We start from the raw sequence: 25,569 nt of genomic DNA on the forward strand, positions 1-25,569 counted from the left end.
ATCTATATTAAAATAAATTACCCCATTTTGTTCCGTGCCTATCCATAAATCATCTTCGCTATCTTGTAAAAATGATGTTATACTACTTACATGTATTTCATTTTTTCTTAATATATTGTTTATTTTATTACTAAATTGTTGTCTAAGATTTAATATACTAATACCATTATTTGTTCCAATCCATAAAGTTCCATTTCTATCTTCATATAAACATCTTATTGAATTACTTAATAAATGATTAGATGTGCTAATCTATGACTGATATAATTTAGTTGTATTATTACTTGGTATATATTTTATTAGACCACTTGAACTAGCAAACCATACGTTTCCTTTGCTGTCGCATAATACTTTAGTTATATCTTTATTTAAATTTTCTCCAACATCTATGTTGTAATTACCTAATTCATAATTTTTAGATGAGATTTTTATTATTCCATTTTTACTTGCAGTCCAAATATTTCCTTCATTATCTTTATCCATTTCATATATATATATATCATTATTATTCTCATTTTCCTTATTATATATATTATAATTGTCTAAATCTATAATATATAATCTATCTATAGTAGATATCCATAAGTATCCATCTTCATCTTCATCTATATCTGTTATATAATTATTTGTTATACTTCTATTAGTTCCATCTGAATAATATTTTATAAATTTATTATTTTCCTCATCATATCTATTAAGTCCATTTGTTGTTCCTATCCACATAGTATCATTACTGTCTCTATATATTGAAGTTATTGAATCATCAGATAACATAGCATTAGGATCTTCATTTTCTTCTATCCTTGTCACTTTATAGTCAGTTCTATTTATAATATTTAACCCTGCATCAGTTCCTACCCAGATATTCCCATAACCATCTTCATTTATACTAGTAATACAAGTTGAGGTAAGACTACTTCCATCATTACTTTCATAGTTATATTCTGTTACTATATTTCCGTTATATTGATTTAATCCATCCTCAGTTCCTATCCAAATATATCCCAATGAATCTTGATAGATATCAGTTATAATATTATTTGATAATCCATCCTTCGTCGTTAAATTATAAAAATTCACTTTATCTATTTGAGCAATTGAACTTTTATAAAATTCTATCATATCAGCATAAGCTATATCTACATTGATACATAAAAACATTAATTCTAATATAAGTAAGATGATATTTCTTTTAATTTTATCCATTTTCGCTCCAACTTTAACAAAATTTAAATAATTATTATACTTATTTTTAGCATTTTTTTCCTCATTAGTCAATTATTTTAACATAAATTTCATATAAATATCGTATTTTCATAAACAATTTAATAAAAATATTAATATTATAGTACATAATTTATAATCAATAGCATTTAGATAAAGTTAATGTTTCAATATCTTATAAATACTCTAATGACATGAATAGTTTTTATTTAGCTTATAATACGAATATTATTTTATTTACTAACTCTCTTTATTACTTTTTTTATTTTTATTTCTTACTGGTACAAACTCTGATGTAGTATCATTTGAATCAATATAAACATAGTCTCCATTATTGTCTTTTTTTAGTCCTAAAAATGCATTTTCTTCTTACTATTTCTATATTTTGTACTCATTACCTTAACCTCTTATATATTATTATTTATATTATTTACTTATTATTTTTTAACCACATAATAGCACAGTATGTATGCATAGCTGCTTCTGTAATTAATGTATCTTCATTAATTACTATATTTTTATTATGCATTGGTTCACCATATAAAGTATTTTCTTGCTTTGTACCTGCACCTAACATAAGATAGACACTTGGAACTTCATATGAATAAGAATCTTTATATAAATATTCTAATGCTTTCCAAGCTTCTTTATATTTTTCTTCTACCAACCAATGGATAAGATATAAATCTAAATAATCAACACCTAATCTTTTTAAGATTGCTTCATAAGCTTCTACATTTGATTCATATCCTAAATCAGTTTTCAAAACTTTAGAAGTTATAAATAAATCTTCTCTTGAAATTCCTGTTTCTTTTATCCCTTGTTTTATTCCTTCTCACATAGCTTCTTCATTTCCATATATAGCTCCACCATCAATACTTCTATATCCATTCTTTATTGCTACTCTAATGCATTTATTAACTCTTCACTATCTTCTTACTCTGAAAACTCCCAGTCCTAATCTTGGCATTTAAATACCATTATTTAAAGTAATTGTACTATTCATATTATCTATCATATTATTTTCTTCTTGAATCTTTTTTATTAATGTATTTATCTTAAGCAATGGCGTATTTTTCATTATTCTTTCTCTATCACTTTTGCTAAAATCTCTATTAAACTATTCTTTCTAGGCCTCCCATTAAAAGCAACTACCTTAATATTACATCTCCCTATTTTTTTGTTTTTTGCTCAACCATGTACTAATTATATAAACACCTATATTATTTAACAAGTACGCACTTTTAAGTTAGATACCTTACCTAAGGGTAAGATTTATTATAATATCTTAGTTACATAGGAAAATAAATTATTACTATAATCAATATTCTTTTATTTATATTAATAATTTTAGTATAATGTTTTATTTAAAAATATTTGAAAGTAAGTAATTTAATGATTTCTTTCAATAATAAAAAATATGTTTATTTATTAGATCTTGAGATGGTTTTTATACGTGGTAAATGGAAGGCTCTTATACTATGTAATTTATATAATAAACTTAAAAGATTTTTAGAACTTCAAAGAATGGTTGAAGGCATAAGCAAAAAAATTTTAAATCAAAATTTAAAAACGCCTATGTAATCATATTGTACATAGACGTTTTTCTTTTATTAAATTCTTATAAAATTCTATTTTTTATTAAAATTAAATATTAATATTTAAAATCTAAAAGCTTATTTTTTAATTGGTCTTCAATATTTCTTAATTCTAATTCAGCTTCTCTACGCTTTTGACGTCCCTCTGTTTGTATATTAAGTATTTCGTCAAGAGTTGAAATTAATGACTCATTAGTAGTTCTAAGTGTATCAATATCAACAATTCCTCTTTCAGCTTCTTTAGCAGTTTCTATAGTTGAAGTTTTTAATATTTCAGCGTTTTTACGTAAAAGTTCATTTGTCATATCTGTTACTTCTCTTTGAACTTTTGCTGCATTAGTAGAATGAGCAACTCCAAGAGCTAAAACTATTTGACTTTTCCAAAGAGGAATAGTATTTACAATTGTTGATTGTATTTTTTCAGACATTAACGAATCATTATTTTGAATCAAACGAATTTGAGGTGCCATTTGCAGAGAAATCATTTTAGTTAATTCTAAATCATGAATTTTCTTTTCAAAGCGATTGCAAAGTGCAATAAAATCATTTACTTCTTGAGCATCCTGAGGAAGTCCACTTCTTTTTGCTTTTTCTTGTAATATAGGAAGCTCATCTTTTTCTAATATTTGAAGCTTCTTTTTTCCAGCTAAGATATACATAGAAAGTTCTTTGAAATACACTTTATTTATTTCATACATCTTATCTAGCATAGCAATGTCTTTTAAAAGCTGTATTTGATGTTTTTCGAGGATATTACACATTTTATTAATGTTATCCTCTACCTTATCATATTTTACTTTCATTTGATTAATCTTATCTTTTCCTTTTTTTAAAAAACCAAAAATCCCTTTTTTCTCTTCTGACTCTTCGAAGCTCTTTAACTCAAGAACTACATTAGAAAGCATATCCCCAACTTCTCCTAAATCTTTAGTTTTTACATTGTTTAATGCTGTTTCTGAAAAATCAGATATTTTCTTTTGAGCACCTACTCCATATTGCAAAATAGAATTTGAATTTTTTATTTCTATCTTCTCTACAAATTGATCTACCATCCTTTTTTCTTCTTCTGTTAATTGGATTTCATCAACTTTTTCTTCTTCTGGTTTTTCTTCCTGTACTTTTACATCAAGAACTTCCTCTTGAAATGGTTCAAAGCTTAATTCTGGTTTTATATTAATAGGTTCTTTAAATTCATCACTCATTTAAATTTCCTCCCTTTTACTTTAAACTTATTTTTTAAAATCTTCTTCTGTTAATCCTTCTTGTTTAAATAAAGTTTTAAGAACAGAAATATCTGTGGAAATATCTAAAACAATATCTTCAAATAAATCATCTAACAAATTTTCAAAAGCATTATTTATAATATCAATACTTTTTTCAATTTCAATTTTAGCATTTTTTATATTTTCTCCTTGAACTAATTGATTGCTTAAATCTTTGTATGAATTAATAAGTTTTATTGTAATAGGAAGATAGTGATTTATAAATTTATTAACTTCTTGAAGCTTCTTAGGATTTTTCTCAATATAATCAAGTATTTGATTTGCAATATTTTGTAATTTATCTAACTTTATAGCTATTTCTTCTTTATAAAGTTCATTCCTTACTTTCTTTATTTGTTCAATATAATTTCTTCCCATTTCAATTATAGATTTTATTTCTTCTCTTTCTGAATCACTTAAACCTTCATTTGCTTCTTCTTTTTTATTTAATTTTTCTTTATTACTTTCTTTAGCAATTTGTTGCTTTTTTAAATTTAGGTAGTCACTATAAACATCATCATTTAATATAAAATAAGTTTTTTCTTCATCAACATGTCCTTCTATAAACATACCTAAATCAATCATTTTATTTAAATCTTTAAGAACAAACTCTTCTTTTTCTTTAGCAAATCTCGCTAAATCTTTAATTAAACAATAACTATTATCTTCAATAAATCTTACATACTTTTTAAAACGCTTTAATCTGTTTCTTAAATTTATTCCTCTAAAAAATAAACCTAAGCTTAATACTAAAAATCCAAGCAAAACACCAAAAGTAGCAAAAGTACCTGGTATAATTCCGTTAAAAAATAACATGAATATTAGAAATATAAATACCAAAACTCCAAAAACTACGCTTCCAATCAAGCCAAATATTGAATAAAGTATTCCCGATACACTTCCCGCTGGCCTTTTGCTAATATATTCCGATATGTCATTTTTAGACTTTTTATTTAAAAATTCATATTTATTTTCTACTTTTACATTATATTCCTTTAGCTTTGATTTAAATTCATTTAAAGTATCCTCTGTTTTATTACTAATATCCTTTTTCAAATTAACAAAATCTATAGCATCAAGTGCACTTTTTACTGTCGATACAATTTGATCTTCTAAATCAGAAAAATCTTTTCTACCCATGGTTCTTCCTCCAGATCATTTTTCTTATATTCAATATAAATTATATATTTAAATGTATATTATAATATATCTTTATTATAATATTTCAAATTAATTATATCTTATTATTAGGTCAATTACAATTTATAACAACTATACTCTACAATTTTTCTTAACAAATATACACTTACTATGCGAAGTAAAAGATATGATTATACTCTTAATAAGTAAATACCTCTATAAATAAAAAAACTATCATCATATTTAGATAATAGTTCTCTTTCTTGATTGTAAACAGGGCTAATTAGCTTCTTAATTACAAAATATTTTAATTATATTTTTCTCAAATTAATAACTGTATTCTAAATGCTTTATAGTTAGATAATATACAATACAAATTTACAATAGAAATGACTTTCAAAATAATTTCCTCTTTTAAATACTTACTTTCTATATATACTATTGTAAATTTTAATTAATCCTTAAACTATTTGAAAAACTTATTTATATTACTCCAAATAAAATTAAGCTAATAACATTCAAAACTAGTTACTAGCTTATTCTTTAAAATTCTGTATATTTTTTACTTGTTCCCTTAGCTTTTTCCACTGGATACTTCTTTTCATTTTTATCCATTTTCTTATCCATTATTTCTTCTATATTAACTCCTAAATAATCTGCCATCTGTAAGCAGTAAATCATAACATCTGCTAGTTCTTCGCATACTTCTTCTTTATTATAATTATCATCCCAAAGGAAATGTTCTAATAATTCAGCAGACTCAATACTTATTGCCTTTGCTAAATTATCCGGCGTATGAAATTGTGACCATTCCCTATCATCTCTAAATTTTTTTATTCTATTTTTTATTTCTTCCATTTATATCATCTCCCTACTTACCCTTTGTTTACTACTTTTTACCTATTCAAAATTAAGCTTTTTTTGATAACTTTTTAATTATTTCTATTAGACTAAAACCAAAGAACATATATAATCAAATTCTAATATTTCCCTTCCAAAAATATCCATCAAAAATTCTATTACTGCATCAGAATTGTTACCTATAATCCTCGAAAAAATTACAATATAATCTTTTACATACTGCATATTAATATCTTTATTTATATTAACACAATATCTTAAAAATACAGCATGTCTTATAAATAAATATTCTAATATAATCATTTCGAAAGAAATAATCATTTCTTCTAAATCATCACTAACACAGCTACTAAAAACTTTTGATACAATACAGTTTTCAACTAACTTATCATATTCTTTAAATAAACCCTTAAAATCTTTCCAATCATTAAAAAGCTTTTCTATACTAATTTCTTTAGTATATTTATAAATATCATTTATAGGTTCTTTAAAAATAGAAACATTTCTATAGTTTTCTATTATATCTATGAATAATGTATTTATTTCTTTTAAATATTCTATAGTATCTTTATTTTCATAGTATTTGTATTTATTTAATTCTTCTTTTATATAGTTTTTAGATTTATACTTATCTAAAAAATCTATTAACTCTTCATAAGTTAAATCATCACTATTCAGCATATTAAAAAGAATGCTATAAGAAAAGATAAGCTTATCTTCTATACTTATTTCATCTTTTTGAAGCATATTAACTAAACTCTCTCTTATTTTTAAGCACCCCAAATCTTCAATATAAGAAAGAGAATCATTAAATTCTATATAATTTTTTTCTTTCATATCACTAATTATATTAACTACTTCAGGACATGAACATGATAAAGTAAGTTCTTTTACATCCTCAAATTTATTTTCTATTCTAGGGAAGTTCTTACAAGTTAAAGATAAATTTTCATCACCATGGTTTATAACTATATTACATAGCCCTTCTTCACTTAATAAAGGACACTTCCCCTTTGTCTCTTTTTTTATTAAATATGTATTTTCCCCATTACTTTTTATAAACCTTACATTATCTAAAAGATAATTAAGATCATCTTTTTCCCTCCACTTATTATAAGTTTTAGTATCTACATTTATATCCCACCCTTTACAACAAGTGAACTTACATTTATCTGCTGTACACTTAAATTTATCATATCCTTTTATCTTTAAGATATTTTCTATTTTGTTCATATATTAAACTCCATATTCAAATTTAATTTTAATATACTTATTATAATAAACTTCCTTTGCTTTGTATTGTTTTTTATTAAAGGTTACACAGTTAAAACAAATAATATTTTGATAGTCATAATAAAATAAGTATAAAAAAGACTTTAATTAATTTTGACATTTCTCTGAAATATATGTATAATATATCCTATAAACGAATTATAAATATATATTTGCAAAAATTATTCGGATATAGTGAGGTAAAAATGGATAACGTTTTTGATTATGAAGATATACAACTAATACCAGCAAAATGCATAGTAAACAGTCGTTCTGAATGTGATACATCTATAACTCTTGGAGGAAGAACTTTTAAATTACCTGTAGTTCCAGCAAATATGCAAACTATTATAGATGAAAAAGTCGCAGTTTATCTGGCAGAAAACGGATATTTTTATATAATGCACCGTTTCAATCCAGAGAGCAGAATACAATTTATTAAAGATATGAAAGCAAAAAATTTATTTTCTTCTATAAGTGTTGGAGTTAAGGATGAAGAATATGCATTTATCGAACAATTAGAAGGAGAAAACCTTTCACCTGAATATATAACAATTGATATTGCTCATGGACATTCTAATGCAGTTATTAATATGATTCAGCATATAAAAAAGCATTTACCTAAAAGTTTTGTTATCGCAGGAAATGTAGGAACCCCAGAAGCAGTAAGAGAATTAGAAAATGCCGGTGCAGATGCTACAAAAGTAGGGATTGGTCCTGGAAAAGTATGTATTACTAAAATTAAAACAGGCTTTGGTACTGGTGGCTGGCAATTAGCTGCACTTCGTTGGTGTGCAAAAGCTGCAACTAAGCCAATTATTGCAGATGGAGGTATTCGTACTCATGGGGATATAGCTAAGTCAATTAGATTTGGTGCATCTATGGTTATGATAGGTTCACTATTTGCTGGACATGAGGAATCTCCTGGAGAAACTGTTGAAAGAGATGGTAAGCTTTATAAAGAATACTTTGGTTCTGCTTCAGAATTCCAAAAAGGCGAAAGAAAAAATGTTGAAGGAAAGAAGATGTATGTTGAATATAAAGGTTCATTAAAAGATACATTAGTAGAAATGCAGCAAGACCTTCAATCATCTATTTCTTATGCAGGAGGCAAGAAACTGGACGCAATAAGAACTGTTGATTACGTAGTTGTTAAAAATTCAATTTTTAATGGCGATAGAATATATTAGAATCACGCAAAAAACAAATCTACTGCTAATCTTTATATTAGTAGTAGATTTATTTTGTTCTTTTCTAATATTATCAATGATATTTATATCTCTATTATACTAACTCTTTAACATCAATAAATGGATTTCTATATCTATTCTTCTTTAAAGTTTTATTACCAATATTTATTGCTTCTTTAGGACATATATTTATGCAAGCCATACAATCAGTACATTTTCCAAGCCATATTGGCTTATTGTTTACCATTTCAATATTATCTACTGAACAAATTGATTTACACATTTTACATCCTATACATTTATCGTTAACATTAAATCCTTTATCTTTATTTTTAAATAAATTTTTCCACCCATTATATAATATTCTCTTACTTGCTTTGTAATCAACTGTTTTTACTTCTTTACCTTTAATACCTTCAATAAAATCATCTAATATATTTTCATTTAATTTTATTGCTTTAAGAGCTCTTTCCTTTGTTGGATTTTTTCCTGCTCGTGTATAATTAGAAATATATTTTACACAAATATAATTGCTAAGATTGCCATTCTCCCCTAAAAGTTCATTTATATGAGAAAAGCTTATTTTAGCCTCTCCTCCTCCAGTAACCCTACTGCAAAAATATATGTTTTATCCTTTATATTTAATTTAGATATAAAGTCTTCTACCACTATAGGTAATGAACCACAATGAATTGGATAAACAAAACCTATTACACTATCTTCTACGTTAAAATCCTTATTTTTCAAATCCTTTGGGATAGAAATTAGCTCACAATCCTCTATATTATCTTTAAATTTTTTAGCTACATATATTGAATTTCCTGTGGCTGTAAAATAATAAATTCTCATTTTTTATTCTCCTTTTAAATTTATATTAAATATATTTTCTAATTTCACCTTTATATCTATATTAAAATAATAATCTAAGAACTCCATTATAAATAGTTACTAGCTCTATTAACTTTATTTTATACTTTCATTTAATACTTCATATGTATATTCTATTATTTCACCACAAGATATTCCTTTTTTCTTTAATTCAATACATTCAAGTGTTCCATATTTTTCTTTTACTTTATTAACAATATCTTTTGTATATTTTCTTGACTCATTAGTATCGGTTGCTTCCTCTCTTCCCTTTATAGCTCCAAGAAAAATAAGATCCCCTGCTATAGCGCCACAAGTACCTCCAACTGCCATACCTGTTCCAAATGGAGTTGCAACTTGAACTGGGATATTTAAATTATGTTCTTCATTAAATGTTTTACTATAGATTCTGCACAATTATATCCTTGCTCTCTAAACTCTAATACTTTCTTCATTTATGTATCTCACCTTCTATAATTATTATTTTAATATTATATCACTTATTTAATGGCATACTCTTCTTTTACTGCTGACTTTATTATCTATATAACTTATTATATATAAATTTCGCTATGTTTAATAATAATGTTGAAAAATAATATATTTAAAAAGGACCAAAATTTTTTGGTCCTTTTAGTTCGTAATACTTTAAAGTTATTCACTACTTTATTTTATATAATTCGTCAAAAAATATTGAGATTTCTCCACACTTTGGGCATACAGTAGCCTTAATTTTGCCCATGTTTTTTGCTAAAAAAAAACCATCGCCTTTACTTAAAACTACTGATGCTACAGCAGTAAGATTTTCCGTCCTAAGTCCATAATCTTCAATCATAACCTCATCACATCTTAAACATTTTCTCATATTACCCTTCCTAAATACGAACAATTTAATACAATTGAATAGTACTTTGTTATTTAATTATACACAAATAATGGTAAAAATAAAACATTATTTATCATTTAAATATAAATTGCTTCTCGCTCTTTAAAATCCTTTATTTTAGTTTTAGAATAAGAACTATGAGATTGAACAAATAACCTTTTGCACCTTATTGTATCTTTTTCAGTTTTAAATAATTCTATCCATTTGAACCAGTACATGTAATTTGCAAGATATTTAGTTGCTACACCATGAAATCCAATCATAAATTCCTTTAATCTACTGTGGTAAGCATTGATATGTTGAATATGGTAAATGCCTTTTTTGTATTTGCCAGTTTCTATTTGTTGCATTTCAACATTAAAGTTATTTTTAAATTTGATGTAACTCTTGTGAGAATCTACACATAGGATTGATTTATCTTCTATTCTATTTTTAAAAAGTCTTTCTACATCTGTATAACGCATTCTGCCATTACAAACTAACTCAGACATAATATTTCCTAACCTATCAGTAACGCACATTACAGATACTTGATTTTTAGAAATGCCCCTCTTTTTCTTGTCTTCTTGATTTGAAGGCTTACTTTTAGGTCCCCTCTTATATGGCTTACGGGGCATAATAAAGATACTGCTTTTGCTATGATTTCCTTTATAAGAAAGTCTAAAAAATGTTGCATCGGCTTCAACTACTCCAGATACTGAACCAATACCTATGTATAGTCTCAAAGCATCTAGAACTTTATGCCTCCACAAAAATGATGTAGGTACACTAATTTCAACTATTTCTGCACATTTTCTAATTGAATTACCTTCAATCATACACTTGATGTAAGATAACCATGCTGTAAAATCTTTTTTACTATTATAACTAGGGGAGTATGTGAAATCTGTAAAAGTCTTATGACCTCTTTACAGATATATCTTTGCTTCTTGTTATACTTCCCATTTCTTAATACTTTATCTTTTTTACAATAGGGGCATACTCTTCCTGAAGAAAACCTATTTTCTTTTATTTCATCTTGAATTTCATTTGCCATAGAGCCTAAAATCAACTCTTTTTCAAGATAGTTATAAACTCTTTCTTGTTCAGATTTAGTTAAAGTTGAAAGAAATTTTATTATAGAACTCTCTCCAGACATAGTATAATCCTCCATCGTTTACATTGTATTTATATTATAACCTACTTTTGAAAATTTAATCAAATATCAACATATATCTTTAACATAGCGATAAATTTAAAAACCTCAGAATTGATATATAAACAAATCTGAGGTTCATTTACTATTCTAAAAAATTAGTTTTTTCTTTTTATCATAAATACACCAGCTAAAGAAATTATTGTTCCTAATAATCCTACAGCTATTGGTGAATTTCCACCTGTTGATGGTAAAGTTTCACTACTTTGTCCATCAGCACTTTCATTACTTACATTAATATCAGTTAATGGCTTATCATTGTCTGAAGGCTTGCTTTGACTTCCTGCTTCTGATTTTACTATAACTTTAAACTCTGCCACTTTTCCTTCATATTTCACAGTAATAATCTTCTCTCCTACGGTTGTAGAATCTAAATCACTTATTAAAAGATTATCTAAAGCAACATCTTTTACTCTTCCATTACTGTATTTTGCTGTAACCTTCATTCCTTCAAGATTAAGTTTTTCACCTAATTTATATTCTACTTTTTTAGGTGCTATTATTTCAATATCCGTTAATACTATCTCTTCTGGTAAACTTTTTTCTTTTACTGTAACTTTAAATTCAGCTATCTTTTCTTGATATTTTACTGTTATTATTTGTTCCCCTGTTAATTTTCCATTGTACCCAGTAACTTCTACTTTTCCTGTTACATCTTCTTTACTTCCGTCACTGTAATTTGCTGTTACTTGCATTCCTTCTAAGTTTAAATCTTCACCAACAACATATTCTGTCTTATTTGGTAATTTTACTTCTATTCCATCTAAAACAGGAGCTGGCACTGATATTTCTTCTGTATTAAACTTAATTTCGCGCATTGCGAACTTACTTCCCCAGGTATTCCCAACTTCAGTTACATAAATTCTAACTTTATTTGTGGTAACATGATTAAATGTAACTCCTAACTTCTCACAATCCTCTACTTTAGTAGTCCAATTTAAAGTAAATTCCTTATCTAATACTCCATCTTCATCTTTTACGAAAACCCATTCTCCATTTTCATTTAAGGTTGCAACCTTAAATTTCTTTATACCTTGGTCAGATCCATAGTTAGTCCACATATCAATGCCATTTAATTGAACTTTTTCTTTAAAGTTATATTCAATAAACGCATCTCCAGATCTCATTTTTTCTAAATCTGTTGCTTCTGCTTTAAAATTTCCACTATCTCCGTTATCTATTACCCCATCAAATAACAATTCTAATTGAGATGAAGCAACCTCTCTCATATTTGTATAATAATCAGATTCTTTCACAAAAACCTTAAAACTAACTTCTTTTCCTTTATATTGGGCTGTAACTGTCTTTTCTCCTACTGTTTCTGAGTCAAAACCAACAAATTGAATTTCATTTTCTCCATTAAGAAGTTTTACTAATCCATTACTATATTTTGCTCTAATCTTAATGGTTGTTGGATCAAACTCTTCATTTAAAGTATATTCTGTTTTTGTTATCTTCCCATAAATTTCAATGGATTCTAAAGTACCTTCACCAATTTCTGTTTCATCTGTTTTTTCAGCTGTAATATAAGAAACATCTAAACCAGTTGTATCTATTGTAAATTCAGCCTCTCCATTAGCCTCTTGGACATTAACTATTTTCACATCCACAGTTCCATCTGTTTTAGCTATATTTACTTTATAGTTTCCCGGCTCCTTTGCTAAAAGAGCAATTGTTATAGTTCTATTTATATTAGCTGGTGAAGAATTCCCTGCATTTGAGTTTCCTGGAAAATGTAATACTCCTAATCCTTTTCCATCTATTCCTTCAAGCACATTTAATGTAGGTTTTCCTTGTATATTTTCATTAGACTTTATCTCCATAAAAATGTTACTTGTAAGTTCTTTTGTTACAGGTACACCTGAATGAATTATATCTATATTATCTTTTAAAATTTGAAGCATTGTTTCAATAGTTCCAAGAACAGGTTTAGGGTACTTCATTCCATTCTTTTCAAAATTATCATAAAACTCTCCATAGCAATATATACCTATTCCTTGTCCACCTCTTGCTATAGTTTGAGCTGTAATTTGCTTTGCAACACTTCCATCATTCATAGTCCCACTAATTTCAGTTGGGAATAAAATTGGAAAACCTGTTGCATAAGTATTTTCAATACCTTCTGTTTTATAAGTATTGTAAACCTTATCAAGATTAGGATAAAGAGAAGCAGCACTACCATAGAACATGCTACCAATCATATCAACACTTTTATAGAAATCTATAGTTGTTCCGTCGTTTGAAAAATCTCCATACATAATTCCTTGCTTTTCTGTATGTCCACTTTGTATATTTGTTGTAGTTGGTTTATATGGATCCCCTTTGTGAAGTGCATTACTAAAAGCTTTCCATAAATTATTAATTAAATCAGCACGGAATGTATCAGTATTCTTTCCCGCATTATTTTCATCTGCTTCATACATTTTCTTTATTTCTTTATAGTATGGATTCTTATCATCTCCACCATCTACATAAAAATTAAATCCTTCTTCATTTCCAATTTGGTATCCTATAACATTAGATGAATCCTTAAAATTTCTTCCTAGTGCTTCTAATGCATTTGTAACGCCCTTAAATACTTCTGGATGCCAATATTCTAAAAAATTTTCTATCCCAGCTTGATTATATCTATCTCTATGATTTCTAATATCTTCTGCTGATGTTAAACTATTTCCCCATTGCATTGATAAAGAATATTCTTTACCATTAATCTCTTGGTTATCCATATCATATCCCCAGAATTTATCCATTACTCTTGGTATATTATCTGTTTGACTATGGAAAAATAAAATTAATTCTGTTTTTAATCCATTTTGTGCTGCAAGATTTGTTACATGATTTAAAAATGTAAAATCATATTGACCTTGTACAGGTTCCCAGTCTCTCCAATAAGTCATTAATTGCACTGTATTAAATCCCATATTATTCATATCTGAAAAATATGAATTCCACTCTTCATCTGTAATATCTTTAAAGTCATCGCCTACGTCGGAAGGATCATTATAACTCATTTTGCCATTGTTATCTACACGTGTATCCCACCAGCCAGTTTCAACTGCTAATGGATAGTATGGTTTACCATCAACATAATATGCAACCTTACCATTTTCTAATTTAACCATAGCAACTGGATGACTTTGAGCATCTCCTTCAGATATCGTTTTCACATTTTCTTTTGCAAGGCTTTCATTAAATAATGTGTCATAAACTTTCTTTAACCCATCTTTATCAATTTTTAGTTCATCGTATGGTATAGTAGCTGCTTGAACCTTAAAAGGCTTTATCAATACAATACTAAAACATAGAAACATAAAAAAAGATATTATTTTTCTTGTTTTTTGACTCATCTTTTCCTCTCCTTTAATAAATAATTTATTATTAATTAAGTTTATCCTCTGTGCTTTTATTCTATTTTTTATCTATTAGTAGAATATTTCACAAAAGATAAACTTAAGCTAATCCCCTTTTTTACTCAGTCAATCCCTTTATTAGTCAAACTTAGTATAACGTTTCATCATACTCCTATATCTAAATCTTGCCATTTGATTCTTTGCTTTTACATCTTCTTCGCTTCCTGTGTAACAACATCTTAAGCAATAATATTCTTTCTTTTCCTTGTCATAAAACATGTCTATATCCAAATCTCTCATAAAGCAAGATGGACATCTATAATTTAGTTTTCCTTTTGTAGATTGAGCCATGTTCTCATCACCTGTCCTTTCTTTAATTCTTTTTTAAGACCTAAAGTAAACATAGGACTAAATGCATATCCTTCTCTATAATATCCTTCCATGTCTTTTCCATCAGGAGTAACTGTTACCTTAGTTTCAATTTCAGGGATAATTGCACAAACTTCATTGGCTGATTGAAGTTCTGTTTCTCTGCACTTATATGAATATTTTATTTCTTCAATTTTTTCTTCATTTTTAACTGTAAGAACAACATTACTCATATCTTCTGGATATTCAGTTGTTCCATAGCATGCTGTCATATATTCATTAAATTCAACCTGTGCATCAGGATTACTACTATTTGTTACCTCACGGATAATTTCTATTTTAGAGCTTCCTTCTTCAAATATAAAAGTAGAAGTTATTTCAATAGTTAAATCTGAAAATTCAATAGTTACAGGATCCATAGTCACAATATGTTTCTTTCCATCTTCACTATAATTGCCCTTAGTTCTACATAAACAAAGGTCTACTTCTTCTCCTTTGTAACTTACCTTTAAGCTCTTTACTGTTCCTTCACCAGCATAGTGTGTAAAATATCCTGCTCTATAATTGGCTTGAATTAAGAATGGATAGCTTGCATCTTGAACATGCTTTGTCCCAATTCCAACTGGCCATTCAAGTTTTGCTGCATAAGGACGTAAATCAATAATTGCTCCTCCTTGATTCATATCAAGACAAGTTCTCATGTATGGATCTGCATACCAGAAATATTGTTTATCTGAACCATATAGAATATCCTTCCACATTGCACATTCTGGTTGCTCATAAGTATGAGTTGCTCTATAATGATCAGCAAATTCACTCATAGTAAGGTCTTCAAGTTCTCCTTCTTTTTTAAGCTTTCCGTAATATGCCATTCCATCTTCATAACTCTTTAAAAGCAATTCATATGGAGCTTCCCAACGTCCCATTTTATTCATCCAACCAGGTCCCACAAACATCATGTTATATGCATAACCTCTGTTATATTTTTCTAAGCTTCTATATTGATCAATTAAATTATATAAATATGGATACTCTCCGTCTTGATAAATCATCCCTCTTAGTACATTTTGAGGATGAGTTCCAAAATTTGACCCATTTCCATCAAAGCATGCCATTAAGTCTCTTGAAAGATGTGGTATTGCAACTATACCGCAGTCTTCTTCTTCATTAGCTGCTGGAGCATGAGTGTTTTGTTTTGAAGGAATCCATGGATTCCAAGGACCTCCATCAAATAATGTGTACCAAGAATTATTACAAGTTCTATAAGCCTTAGGCCCTTCCTCCCAACAAGTTGCAACAGCTGATTTTACTGATGGATACTCAGCTTTAATGTAATTCATAAGTTCTGCATCTATATAATAGCTTCCTGTAGATTCTGGATAAAACCCAAATCTTTCATAGAACTTTTCAAATACATCTTTTACTATTGCTTTTTTATCTTCCATTGAGAACATCCAAATACAAAAATCTTTAGTTTTGTATTTTTTTCTAAACTCTTCACATGGTAATCCTAATAAAGTTAGAGAAATTTCATCACCATATTTTTCATGATGTTCTTTTGCTAAATTTACTGCTTCATCATTAAACAAACTAGCATACGTCATTTGTATTGTTGTTTTTATTCCATTTTTATGTGCAATTTCTTGTTGTGTCTTAAATATATCTAAACTTTCTGTTAATAGAGATTCTCTAGATATATCTTCTTCCTTTCCATGTCCCGTTACCTTTTCAGCATATTCTGGAACCATTTCAGGTCTGTGAATAACATTTAAAATTAATTTACTCATAGTTTACCTCTCCAAACTTCTATTTTCCTATAGTTGCTTCTTCATATCTTAGTGCAAAATAAAGGGCCCAATCCTGGTCATTTGCCCATGGATCGTAATAATGTCCTTTTTTCCCATTAACCATTTCTGGATACACCATTGCACAGGAAGCACTTCCATCTGTTCCAAACAAACTTAAACATCCTCTAAAAGAAGCCTTTGCTTTTTCTTTATATTTTTCATTACCCATAATTTTGCTATACTGTATAAAGTCCATTCCTGTTAATGAACTCCAATAATGTGGGTATGTATCTCCGTAATTTCTATACTTTCCAAACCATCTACCGTCCCAATGTCTTATAGCAACTTCATATTGATTATAGTCTGGTTGCTCTCCATTAAATAATTCAAGAACTGCCATTTGTTTTTCAGCCTCTTCTAAAAATCGTTTATTTTTTGTAATCTCATAAGCCTGAATAAGACAACTAACAGCAGGAGCCACTATACTTTGTTCATAACGTACTTCAAATGGTGGATAATGCAATCCATTTTCTAAAATATGAAGAGCATGTGCTGTAAAATCTTTTTCAAATGCCTCTGCCTCTTCTTTCATATTTTCTAGTTTAAGATAGTTTAATAACTCTATTGCTGGAATTGCAATTCCATAAAACTTTCCTCCACCTTCCTTATAATAACGCTCCATTGTATGGAAGGAATCACCTAAGTATTTTTTATCTTTAAACAAACGATATAACTCTAATTGAAATACAGACATCCAGGGATAATTGTATAACCTATGCCAATCTAAATTTCGATTTACATCATTGTACACAAATCCAGTCTTATAATCATAAAGTTCTCTATAAATATAACTTATATATTTCTTAAGACTCTTAAGAAAAGCTGCATTTTCTTTCTTTTGCAAGTATATTGCAAGAAGTATTCCCATACAAATTCTCTCACGTCCTCCATTATGATCATCTAAATGACTGTAATATTGCTTTTTCTCTTCATTATCATAAATTAAATAAGCTCCATCTAGAAAACTTCCTTCTTTATGATACTGTTGTTTTTCCACAATAAAACGGCATCTTTCCTCTATCATTTCGTATAAAGGTTTACGACCAAGAAAGTTTGCATGTGTAGTTCTTTCTGAAAATTTTATTTCAATTTTAATTTCCTCTGCAGAATTTACTAGATATTCACAGGTAACTATAGTAGTATCTCCCTCATATCTTAATACAAATGGAATTTTTCTGTTCTTATATTTAATTTCAATTTCTTCTTCTTTGAAAACTCCTGCTGCCACTACATCAAACTTTATAGTTTCTCCTATAAAATAAGTAAATTGCTTTGAATTTACTACAGGGAAACCATGAGTTTCCATAAGCTTTTTTCTAAAATCTTCTTTATCTAAAAACCAGAAAAGCTCCCATTCTACTTCTACAGTTTCTTCAGGTTGTAAAATAGGTAAGTCTGGATGTAGAATAAAATCTCCTCTGTCATTGCTTTCTTCACTTAAGTCACGTTCTACACTATAAGATACAATACTTCCTTTTATAACCTTCATTCCTAAGTGAGGAGCTCTACCTCCCATTTGCATAGCCATAACATAAAAGGCTTCTTCTCCACAAAAAATATGAGCATGGCATTTTTCTTCTATACAAATATCTGTATCTTCATAGTTATCATTAAAAGTTGTGTAAATTCCAATATCAGTTCTTTTAAAACCAATAGGAAATTCTGTAGTATTTTTAAAACTATATTTTTCTCTTAAGTTTCCATCCTCTGTGAATTTTCTCTCTATTGAAAACTTAATTCCTTCAGGACAAAAAGTAGTTCCCCACTTTTCTTTTCCTTCTATCCAATTCATATTAGTTACATCACTTTTATGTCCTAAAAAAATAAGTTTATTTTCTTTATCTGACTTTATTATAAATTTTTCATTTACTAACTCTTTCATTTTCTTTATCCTTTCACTGATCCATTCATAACTCCGCCTATAATATATCTTTGCATAAACAGATAGAATACAACTAGCGGAAGAACACCAAGTACCATCATTGGGAATAAGCTAGTCCAATCTGTAGAGAACTGTCCAATATTTCTATATACTTCTTGAAGAATTACGTTATTTTCACGTGATTGTAAGAAATAAAGTGGTCCCATAAAATCGTTCCAAATTGTAAGTGTATTTAAAATTGCAACCGTTGCAATTGTTGGCTTCATTAGTGGGAATGTAATAGTCCAAAACGTTCTAAAGGTTCCGCACCCATCAATTTTAGCTGCTTCCTCTAATTCAATTGGAATTGTATTTACAAAACTCTTAATTAAGAATGTTGCAAAAGGTATATTAATTGCAATATTTATTAAAATTACACCAAATAGTGAGTTCATAAGATGCATTTGTTGAATTACTTTATATAATCCAAGAATAGACATCTGATATGGGAACATCATTCCTGATAAAATAAGAAGAAAAACGCTTTGTGCAACTTTATGTTTTCCTTTTCTATTAAGTACATATCCACACATAGAAGAAACTATAATAAGGCCTACTACTGAACAACCTGTTATAATTAATGTGTTTTTAAATGCTCTTGGATATTGCATTTTTTGAAATGCATTCACATATCCACTAAAATCTATATGTGATGGCAATGCCATAGGTGCTACTGCTGCTTCAGTTGATGTTTTAAATGTAGTAACAACTAAATAATAAATAGGAATAATCACTATTATTGAAAGAAAACCTAATGCTATATATTTTGCTGTATTCGCTATTATTTTTTTATTTTTCTTTTTCATCGTCATTGTCCAAGCCTCCTCTCCCATTTTCCAAATACTCCAAGCATGATACATGCAACAATCATACTAACAATTAGAAATACAATACCAAATGCTGATGCATATCCATAATTACCTTCTGAGAATTTAGCAAACATCAAAGTAAGAATTGTATCTGTTTTATGTGCTGGTCCCCCACCGGTCATAGATAGTACTATATCAAACACCTTTAACCCTGCTATTGTTCCATTAATTAAGTTTATTTTAATTGCTGGAGCTAATCCTGGAATAGTAATATGCCAGAACTGCTTTAAAGTACCTGCTCCATCAATAGATGCAGCTTCATATAAGTCATCACTTATGCTTTGAAGATTTCCAAGGTATATAACCATAGACCATCCAAACCATTGCCATACTTGAGTTAATATGATAACTGCAAGTGCAATTTTACCATTTCCTAAAAAGTTCACTTTATCAAATCCAAGATTAACTAATACTTGATTTACAAATCCAAAATCACTTGCTGAAAGTAAGTACTTCCATAAGTATCCTACAACCAAAGTACTTAGTACTGCTGGACAAAAGAATAATGCACGAAAAAAGTTTCTTCCTCTAAACTTCTTATTAAGTAAAACTGCAACAGGTAAAGCAATGAAGCTTTGAAGAATTACTGTTGAAAATGCATAAATCAATGAGTTCTTAATACCTATAAAAAGTGTTGTGTCTCCCAATATAGCTTTATAATTGGTTAAACCAATAAATGGAATATCCTGTGAATAGTTAGTCCAGTTATAAAAGCTGTATCTTCCGGTAAAAATCAATGGGATTATGAAAAATGTAACAAATAATACTACAGCCGGAAGTGCCATTAGTATATATGGCAGATTACTTTTTATTTTTAATTTCCTATTCATAGTACCTCCTTTGGAATAAAAAGTCTGGCATCATTGTCAGACTTTTTATTTCATATTCCTAATTTTTATATCTTATTGCATCTGCTCTACTATCTAAAGCTTTTACAAAATCGTCTACAGTTAAGTCTCCTGTTACAAGACCTTGAAGTTGTGATAATAATTCATCAACTAAAGTTTGAGCTGGCATATTTACTCCCCAACGTTCCCAGCTACATGCTACATTTCCTGCTTCTAAAACAGGTTTTACTGCTTCGTATTCAGCTGGCATATCTACTTTTACGCCTTCTTTGTAACTAAAGCTTCCTTCGTTTGCATCTGCAAATGCTTGTTGTATTTCTACAGAAGCAAGTGCTGCCATAACTGCCTCTGAACCTTCTTCATTTTTAGTATTTACATTAATACCAAAACTTGCTGCTGGTCCACCAAGCATATACTTAACATCTGCTGTTTTTCCAAGATGTGGCATCATACCTACGTTCATGTTTGCATCCTTTAGATTTGCATAATACCAAGGTCCTGCATTAAACATTGCTGTTTTTCCAGAAATAAAGTTGCTTAATGCTTGCTCATTAGAAGTACCAACCATTTCAGGTGTGATATATCCTTTTTCAATTAATATACTCCAATCCTTAACATATTTGTTTAGAGTACCATCCATCTTCTTTTCTCCATAAGAGAACTCTTCATCAAACTTCTTACCTTCTTCACTTGTTTGATAGAATGTATTTTCTATATATCCCATTAATGAGTGCATAGCTTGGTCACCATCTGCTAGTCCAAATCCAAGTGGCTGAACTCCAGCAGCTTTTAACTTGTCACAAACAGCTACAAATTCATCAAAGGTTTGAGGTAATTCAGTAATATTGTTCTTTTCAAAAATCTCTTTGTTATACCAAAGTCCTGAGAACCATCCATATGAAGGGATACCATATACTTTTCCATCTTCGGAAGTAGATAATGTTAATCCGGCTTCATTTATTCCATTTAGATACTCAGATCCTGTAAGATCCTTTAAGTTACCTGCTTTAATTCTTGCTGGGAAGTTTGTTCCATCTGTCAAAATATCTGGACCTTCTCCTGCTGCTAGCTGGGTACTTATTACATTGTTGTATTCATCAAGATTGATGTAAGTGTACTCAACAGTGTATTTACCATCTAGCATCTTATTTACTTTTTCAAGTACAGGTGCCATATTTTCTTCTGTGTACCATCCAGTCATTGTAACTGTAGTACCACCTTTCCCCTCTTCTTTATTAGAGGCACCTCCATTACTACTATTACCACATCCAGCAAGCATAGTTGTTGCTAATGCCGCACTAACTAAAGCGCTTATTATTTTTTTCTTCATAATACTTTTCCCCTTTCACTCTTATACATTATGTTAAGTTATATAAACATTATTCTTTTCTATAGCTGAAAAGAATAATGAGCAATACTATAAAATACCTTTATACGTTTTCAATGAACCTTCTATACGTTTTCTTTGATTTATTCTATACTTATATTTTAAGTTTATTTGTGTACTCCTTCTATCCAAATCTTTATAGAAATATATCAATTTTTTTATATTTCATATTTAAATTTTTATATTAATTTTATAATTAACAACACAAATCACTTATTTCAATATAAAATTCACTAAAAAAATGAGCCTTTAAACTGAAGAAGCTTATCAGTTTAAAGGCTTTTAATTTTATCACATTATTTTTCTTAAATGCTCAACTCGAAACCTTATAATTGCAGTTGTTCCGAATTTATTTGCCCGTATTTTTAGTCCACTTTCACTTCCATATAATAATTTAATTCTCTTTTGTACATTACTAGTTCCATACCCAAACTTATCTTCAGGTAACTCAGCTTCTCCTATTTTATCGTATAACTCTGTTCCATTATCATGAACTTTCATCTGAAGCCACTCTCCATATTTTTCAATGGCTATTTCAATTTTTCCTTTTTCTCCCCATAGCTGATCAATACCATGCTCAATTGCATTTTCCACTAAAGGTTGCAAAATAAAAAGCGGAACTTCTTTCTTTAGCAATTTCTCATCAATATCGTACTTTACAGTAAAAGAATTTTCATGAGAAATAAGCTGCAAATTAATATAGGCTTTAATATTTTCTATTTCTATAAAAAGCTTATCAATATTTTTCCCTTTATTTAAAGCCGTTCTATAAAAATTAGCTAACTCAGTTGCTATAACATAAATTTTTTCTTGCCCATTTTCTAGTGCAATCCAATTAATTGCTGACAAATTGTTATATAAAAAATGTGGATTCATTTTTGATTGTAATAAGTCTAATTCTAAGTTTTGTCTTTCAATTTCTTTTGTATAAACTTCTCTAATTAACTGCTTAATCTTATTAATTAAATTTTGTATACTGGTTACCAAAATATTAATTTCTGTAGTCTCTGATAAATTAATAGAAACATCAAGATTTCCTTTTTGTACTTCTTCTATTTGTTCAACTAAAGAAGATAAATCTCTAGTCAATCGTCTCGGGAAATAATGTATTAAAAACCAAACTAATATTAAGACTATAAGTATAACTAAAATAGGTGTTCCTAAACTTATTCTCATATAGTCCTCATAGTAGCTTTCATCAATTTCATATGAAATCTTCCAATCACTAACTCCCAAATCATCTCCAGTTCTGAATCTAGGATTTTCATCCCATTGTGAATCTATATAATTATAGAATGATTCTTTCTTATCTTTAACCTCTATTCTGATTGGGATATTTTGAAATATACGAAAACTATCTAAAAACATATCATTTTTTATTTCTACTTTAATAACTCCAATTGGACTTGGAGGATATGCAGCCATTATTTTTCTTCCTAAAAACACTTTATCTCCTTCACGCCACCAATAACTGCCTTCCGATTTAACTACATTTTTATACCACTCCTCATTTTCTACATCAGATGATACTTTAACAAAATCCGTTAAAACATAAAATTCTTTATCTGTATATATAGTTAATGATTTATAGTATCTATTTACCATAAGAACGTTATAAATTAATTCTCTAATATTTTTAGATGATCTACTTATATCTAAATAATTTTGTCTATTAATTAAAAGAAAATCCCTTAAATCATAATTTGCAGCTAAGTACCGTAGTGAATCATCACAAACTTCAATTCTATTTTTCATATCCATAGTACTTTGTTTAACTAAATTCATACTTTCATTTAACATTTGTTTTTCGATAAATTGAAAAGATGAATAAAACATAAAAGCCCCAAGAAATAAAACTGGTATAACAACCACCACTATAAATGACCTTTTTAATTGCTCACGAAAAGATTTTACTTTATTATTCATTATCAAAATACTTCTCCCTGTACTTAGCAGGACTACACCCTACATTATTTTTAAATAATGATATAAAGTATGATGGATTCATATATCCTACCTTTTTTGAAACATCAGCAATCTTCATATTTGTAGTTTTAAGTAAGTCTTTTGCCTTTTCCATTCTATATTGAGAAATATACTTTGCAAGATTTTGGTTTGTCTCCGTTTTAAAAAGAGTACTTAAATATGCCGCTGACATCTCCATATCTTCTGCAATTTGTGAAACATTTAAATTGTAATCGCTAAATCTTTCATGAACAATGCTTTTTGCTAGAACAATAAGTCTATTTTCATCACCTTGCTTATTTCCATATTTAGATAAAGTATCTATTAAACTAAAAATAGATTCTTTTAATTGCATAATAGAACTAGCTCCATATATCTCCTCAACTATCTCCATCATTCGTTCTTCACTATGAAGAATTTCACAGCATTTTTTTATAGCTTCCGAAAAATTATATTTTATATAAAGAGAAGTAAAGCCTTCTGATTCTTCTACATACTCAAAAGCTTTTTTAAACTCATCACTCATCCCCTGATAATCTTTCAACTTAGCAAATGTTAGTATTCTTTCAAAATACAAAGAAAGCATTTCGCTTGTTTTCCTAATTACACCGTTTTCATTATGAATAAAAAACATACTTTTAGACACAAAAAATTGATAGTCTAATTGATTGGACATTTTTATATACTCTTCTTTTAATTTTTTAATACCTTTACAAGAATTACCTGCTACAATATACACCTCTGATTGATACTTATTTTTCGATATTTTAATAAAAGTTTTGCAGATTTCTGAAATCTGCTTGGAAGTTAAATCTTTATTTCTTATTAAAATTAAAAACTGAGTATCACTTTTATTAATAAATAAAGTATCTTGTCCAACTAAATTTAATATATCTTGTTCATAATTTTCCCAGTAATTAAATATTAAAGATGAATATAAAGATATTATAATTGGACAAAAAGTTTCTTCAAGTTCGTTAAACTTTTCTTCTCCATATTCCAGCTCTAAGTATCTTAAAATTCTTTGTGCATACTTTTCATCTTCAATAGATTTTAAAGTTTTCTTTAACTGTTCATTTCTAACTTTTTGCGTGCTTTTTTCCTTACATATTTCCATAACCTTATTAAAAAGCTTTTCAAACTTCTCTAATTTAATTGGCTTTAAAAGGTACTGAAGAACACCTAATTGAATGGCATTTTGCGCATATTCAAATTCTCCATAAGCACTATATATAATACAAATTGGATTTAATCCTCTTTTATTTACCTGCTCAATAAGTTCAATTCCTGTCATAAAAGGCATCTTAATATCTGTAAGCAAAATATCAATATCCTCTTTTTCCATTATATCTAAAGCAATCTTCCCATTTGGAGCTTGTCTCACTTCTAATGGATATTGATACTTGCTAATTAGTCTCTGTAAGCCCATTCTCTCATTATTCTCATCATCAACAATTAAAATTTTGTACATTGTCCCACTTCCCTCAAGCTTATACTCATATATAAGCATATATTATC

19 protein-coding genes and 5 pseudogenes are annotated in these 25,569 nt (G+C 28.1%); 2 read left to right on the forward strand and 22 right to left on the reverse strand.

Annotated elements, in window-relative coordinates; genetic code table 11:
* Positions 1 to 30: 30 nt before the first annotated feature.
* The 4 genes and pseudogenes from J2Z25_RS18950 to J2Z25_RS18885 form a co-directional block, all read right to left on the reverse strand.
* A pseudogene (locus tag J2Z25_RS18950) lies at positions 31 to 252 on the reverse strand (two-component regulator propeller domain-containing protein); the annotation flags it as partial.
* The gene (locus J2Z25_RS04070) at positions 253 to 1,206 is read right to left on the reverse strand and encodes a ligand-binding sensor domain-containing protein (protein WP_209738542.1); all 954 of its coding nucleotides are present in this window, start codon (positions 1,204 to 1,206) and stop codon (positions 253 to 255) included.
* A gap of 448 nt (positions 1,207 to 1,654) precedes the next feature.
* Positions 1,655 to 1,834 (reverse strand): annotated as a pseudogene (locus J2Z25_RS18555) (amidohydrolase); the annotation flags it as partial.
* Positions 1,835 to 1,849: 15 nt separating this feature from the next.
* Positions 1,850 to 2,053, reverse strand: a pseudogene (locus tag J2Z25_RS18885) (aldo/keto reductase); the annotation flags it as partial.
* Between the two features lie 566 nt (positions 2,054 to 2,619).
* Between J2Z25_RS18885 and J2Z25_RS04080 the strand changes: the two are divergent.
* Positions 2,620 to 2,796: pseudogene (locus tag J2Z25_RS04080) on the forward strand (winged helix-turn-helix transcriptional regulator); the annotation flags it as partial.
* An 82-nt stretch (positions 2,797 to 2,878) separates the two neighbouring features.
* On the opposite strand, the gene J2Z25_RS04085 reads toward J2Z25_RS04080, so the two are convergent.
* The 4 genes from J2Z25_RS04085 to fliB form a co-directional block, all read right to left on the reverse strand.
* Positions 2,879 to 4,024 (reverse strand): toxic anion resistance protein, encoded by a 1,146-nt coding sequence (locus tag J2Z25_RS04085; protein ID WP_209738543.1) that lies wholly within the window; start codon positions 4,022 to 4,024, stop codon positions 2,879 to 2,881.
* A gap of 27 nt (positions 4,025 to 4,051) precedes the next feature.
* Complete coding sequence (locus J2Z25_RS04090) at positions 4,052 to 5,224, reverse strand: 5-bromo-4-chloroindolyl phosphate hydrolysis family protein (RefSeq protein WP_209738545.1); 1,173 nt, start codon at positions 5,222 to 5,224, stop codon at positions 4,052 to 4,054.
* Positions 5,225 to 5,767: 543 nt separating this feature from the next.
* Positions 5,768 to 6,082 (reverse strand): nucleotide pyrophosphohydrolase, encoded by a 315-nt coding sequence (locus tag J2Z25_RS04095; protein WP_209738547.1) that lies wholly within the window; start codon positions 6,080 to 6,082, stop codon positions 5,768 to 5,770.
* A gap of 87 nt (positions 6,083 to 6,169) precedes the next feature.
* Positions 6,170 to 7,318, reverse strand: a complete 1,149-nt coding sequence (gene fliB, locus J2Z25_RS04100) for a flagellin lysine-N-methylase (RefSeq protein ID WP_209738549.1) — start codon at positions 7,316 to 7,318, stop codon at positions 6,170 to 6,172.
* A gap of 245 nt (positions 7,319 to 7,563) precedes the next feature.
* Between fliB and guaC the strand changes: the two genes are divergently transcribed.
* Positions 7,564 to 8,547, forward strand: coding sequence for a GMP reductase (gene guaC, locus J2Z25_RS04105; RefSeq protein WP_209738551.1), 984 nt, complete (start codon positions 7,564 to 7,566; stop codon positions 8,545 to 8,547).
* 94 nt (positions 8,548 to 8,641) lie between these two features.
* On the opposite strand, the gene J2Z25_RS04110 is transcribed toward guaC, so the two are convergent.
* From J2Z25_RS04110 to J2Z25_RS04170, 14 genes and pseudogenes are all read right to left on the reverse strand, one after another.
* Positions 8,642 to 9,172 (reverse strand): EFR1 family ferrodoxin, encoded by a 531-nt coding sequence (locus tag J2Z25_RS04110; RefSeq protein WP_342451340.1) that lies wholly within the window; start codon positions 9,170 to 9,172, stop codon positions 8,642 to 8,644.
* Positions 9,127 to 9,396, reverse strand: a complete 270-nt coding sequence (locus J2Z25_RS18890; RefSeq protein WP_342451337.1) for an EFR1 family ferrodoxin — start codon at positions 9,394 to 9,396, stop codon at positions 9,127 to 9,129. The genes J2Z25_RS04110 and J2Z25_RS18890 overlap by 46 nt, the downstream gene beginning before the upstream one ends.
* 114 nt (positions 9,397 to 9,510) lie before the next feature.
* Positions 9,511 to 9,869, reverse strand: a pseudogene (locus tag J2Z25_RS04115) (C-GCAxxG-C-C family (seleno)protein).
* Positions 9,870 to 10,075: 206 nt separating this feature from the next.
* Positions 10,076 to 10,279, reverse strand: a complete 204-nt coding sequence (locus J2Z25_RS04120) for a hypothetical protein (protein WP_209738552.1) — start codon at positions 10,277 to 10,279, stop codon at positions 10,076 to 10,078.
* Between the two features lie 98 nt (positions 10,280 to 10,377).
* A protein-coding gene (locus J2Z25_RS04125) for an IS1595 family transposase (RefSeq protein WP_209738554.1) occupies positions 10,378 to 11,438 on the reverse strand; the annotation gives its coding sequence in 2 pieces (ribosomal slippage) (positions 10,378 to 11,204 and positions 11,204 to 11,438; 1,062 coding nt in all).
* Positions 11,439 to 11,593: 155 nt separating this feature from the next.
* Positions 11,594 to 14,842 carry a bacterial Ig-like domain-containing protein gene (locus J2Z25_RS04130; protein ID WP_209738557.1) on the reverse strand — a complete coding sequence of 1,083 codons (3,249 nt, stop codon included), beginning with the start codon at positions 14,840 to 14,842 and terminating at the stop codon, positions 11,594 to 11,596.
* Between the two features lie 141 nt (positions 14,843 to 14,983).
* On the reverse strand, positions 14,984 to 15,196 hold the full coding sequence (locus tag J2Z25_RS04135) for a hypothetical protein (protein ID WP_066891333.1): 213 nt from the start codon (positions 15,194 to 15,196) through the stop codon (positions 14,984 to 14,986).
* Positions 15,169 to 17,001, reverse strand: a complete 1,833-nt coding sequence (locus J2Z25_RS04140) for a hypothetical protein (RefSeq protein WP_209738559.1) — start codon at positions 16,999 to 17,001, stop codon at positions 15,169 to 15,171. Before J2Z25_RS04140 ends, J2Z25_RS04135 begins: the two co-directional genes overlap by 28 nt.
* 19 nt (positions 17,002 to 17,020) lie before the next feature.
* On the reverse strand, positions 17,021 to 18,943 hold the full coding sequence (locus tag J2Z25_RS04145) for a hypothetical protein (RefSeq protein WP_209738561.1): 1,923 nt from the start codon (positions 18,941 to 18,943) through the stop codon (positions 17,021 to 17,023).
* Positions 18,944 to 18,948: 5 nt separating this feature from the next.
* The gene (locus J2Z25_RS04150) at positions 18,949 to 19,794 is read right to left on the reverse strand and encodes a carbohydrate ABC transporter permease (protein WP_209738563.1); all 846 of its coding nucleotides are present in this window, start codon (positions 19,792 to 19,794) and stop codon (positions 18,949 to 18,951) included.
* Positions 19,791 to 20,681, reverse strand: a complete 891-nt coding sequence (locus J2Z25_RS04155) for a carbohydrate ABC transporter permease (RefSeq protein ID WP_066891321.1) — start codon at positions 20,679 to 20,681, stop codon at positions 19,791 to 19,793. Before J2Z25_RS04155 ends, J2Z25_RS04150 begins: the two co-directional genes overlap by 4 nt.
* Positions 20,682 to 20,739: 58 nt before the next feature.
* The gene (locus tag J2Z25_RS04160; protein ID WP_209738565.1) at positions 20,740 to 22,029 is read right to left on the reverse strand and encodes an ABC transporter substrate-binding protein; all 1,290 of its coding nucleotides are present in this window, start codon (positions 22,027 to 22,029) and stop codon (positions 20,740 to 20,742) included.
* Positions 22,030 to 22,377: 348 nt separating this feature from the next.
* Positions 22,378 to 24,012 (reverse strand): sensor histidine kinase, encoded by a 1,635-nt coding sequence (locus tag J2Z25_RS04165; RefSeq protein WP_209738567.1) that lies wholly within the window; start codon positions 24,010 to 24,012, stop codon positions 22,378 to 22,380.
* Positions 24,005 to 25,522: a response regulator transcription factor gene (locus J2Z25_RS04170; protein ID WP_209738569.1), complete on the reverse strand. Its 1,518-nt coding sequence runs from the start codon at positions 25,520 to 25,522 to the stop codon at positions 24,005 to 24,007. The genes J2Z25_RS04165 and J2Z25_RS04170 overlap by 8 nt, the downstream gene beginning before the upstream one ends.
* Positions 25,523 to 25,569 lie beyond the last annotated feature (47 nt).

Origin of the sequence: Clostridium tertium (assembly GCF_017873245.1) — a bacterium.
Classification (GTDB): Bacteria; Bacillota; Clostridia; order Clostridiales; family Clostridiaceae; genus Clostridium; species Clostridium tertium.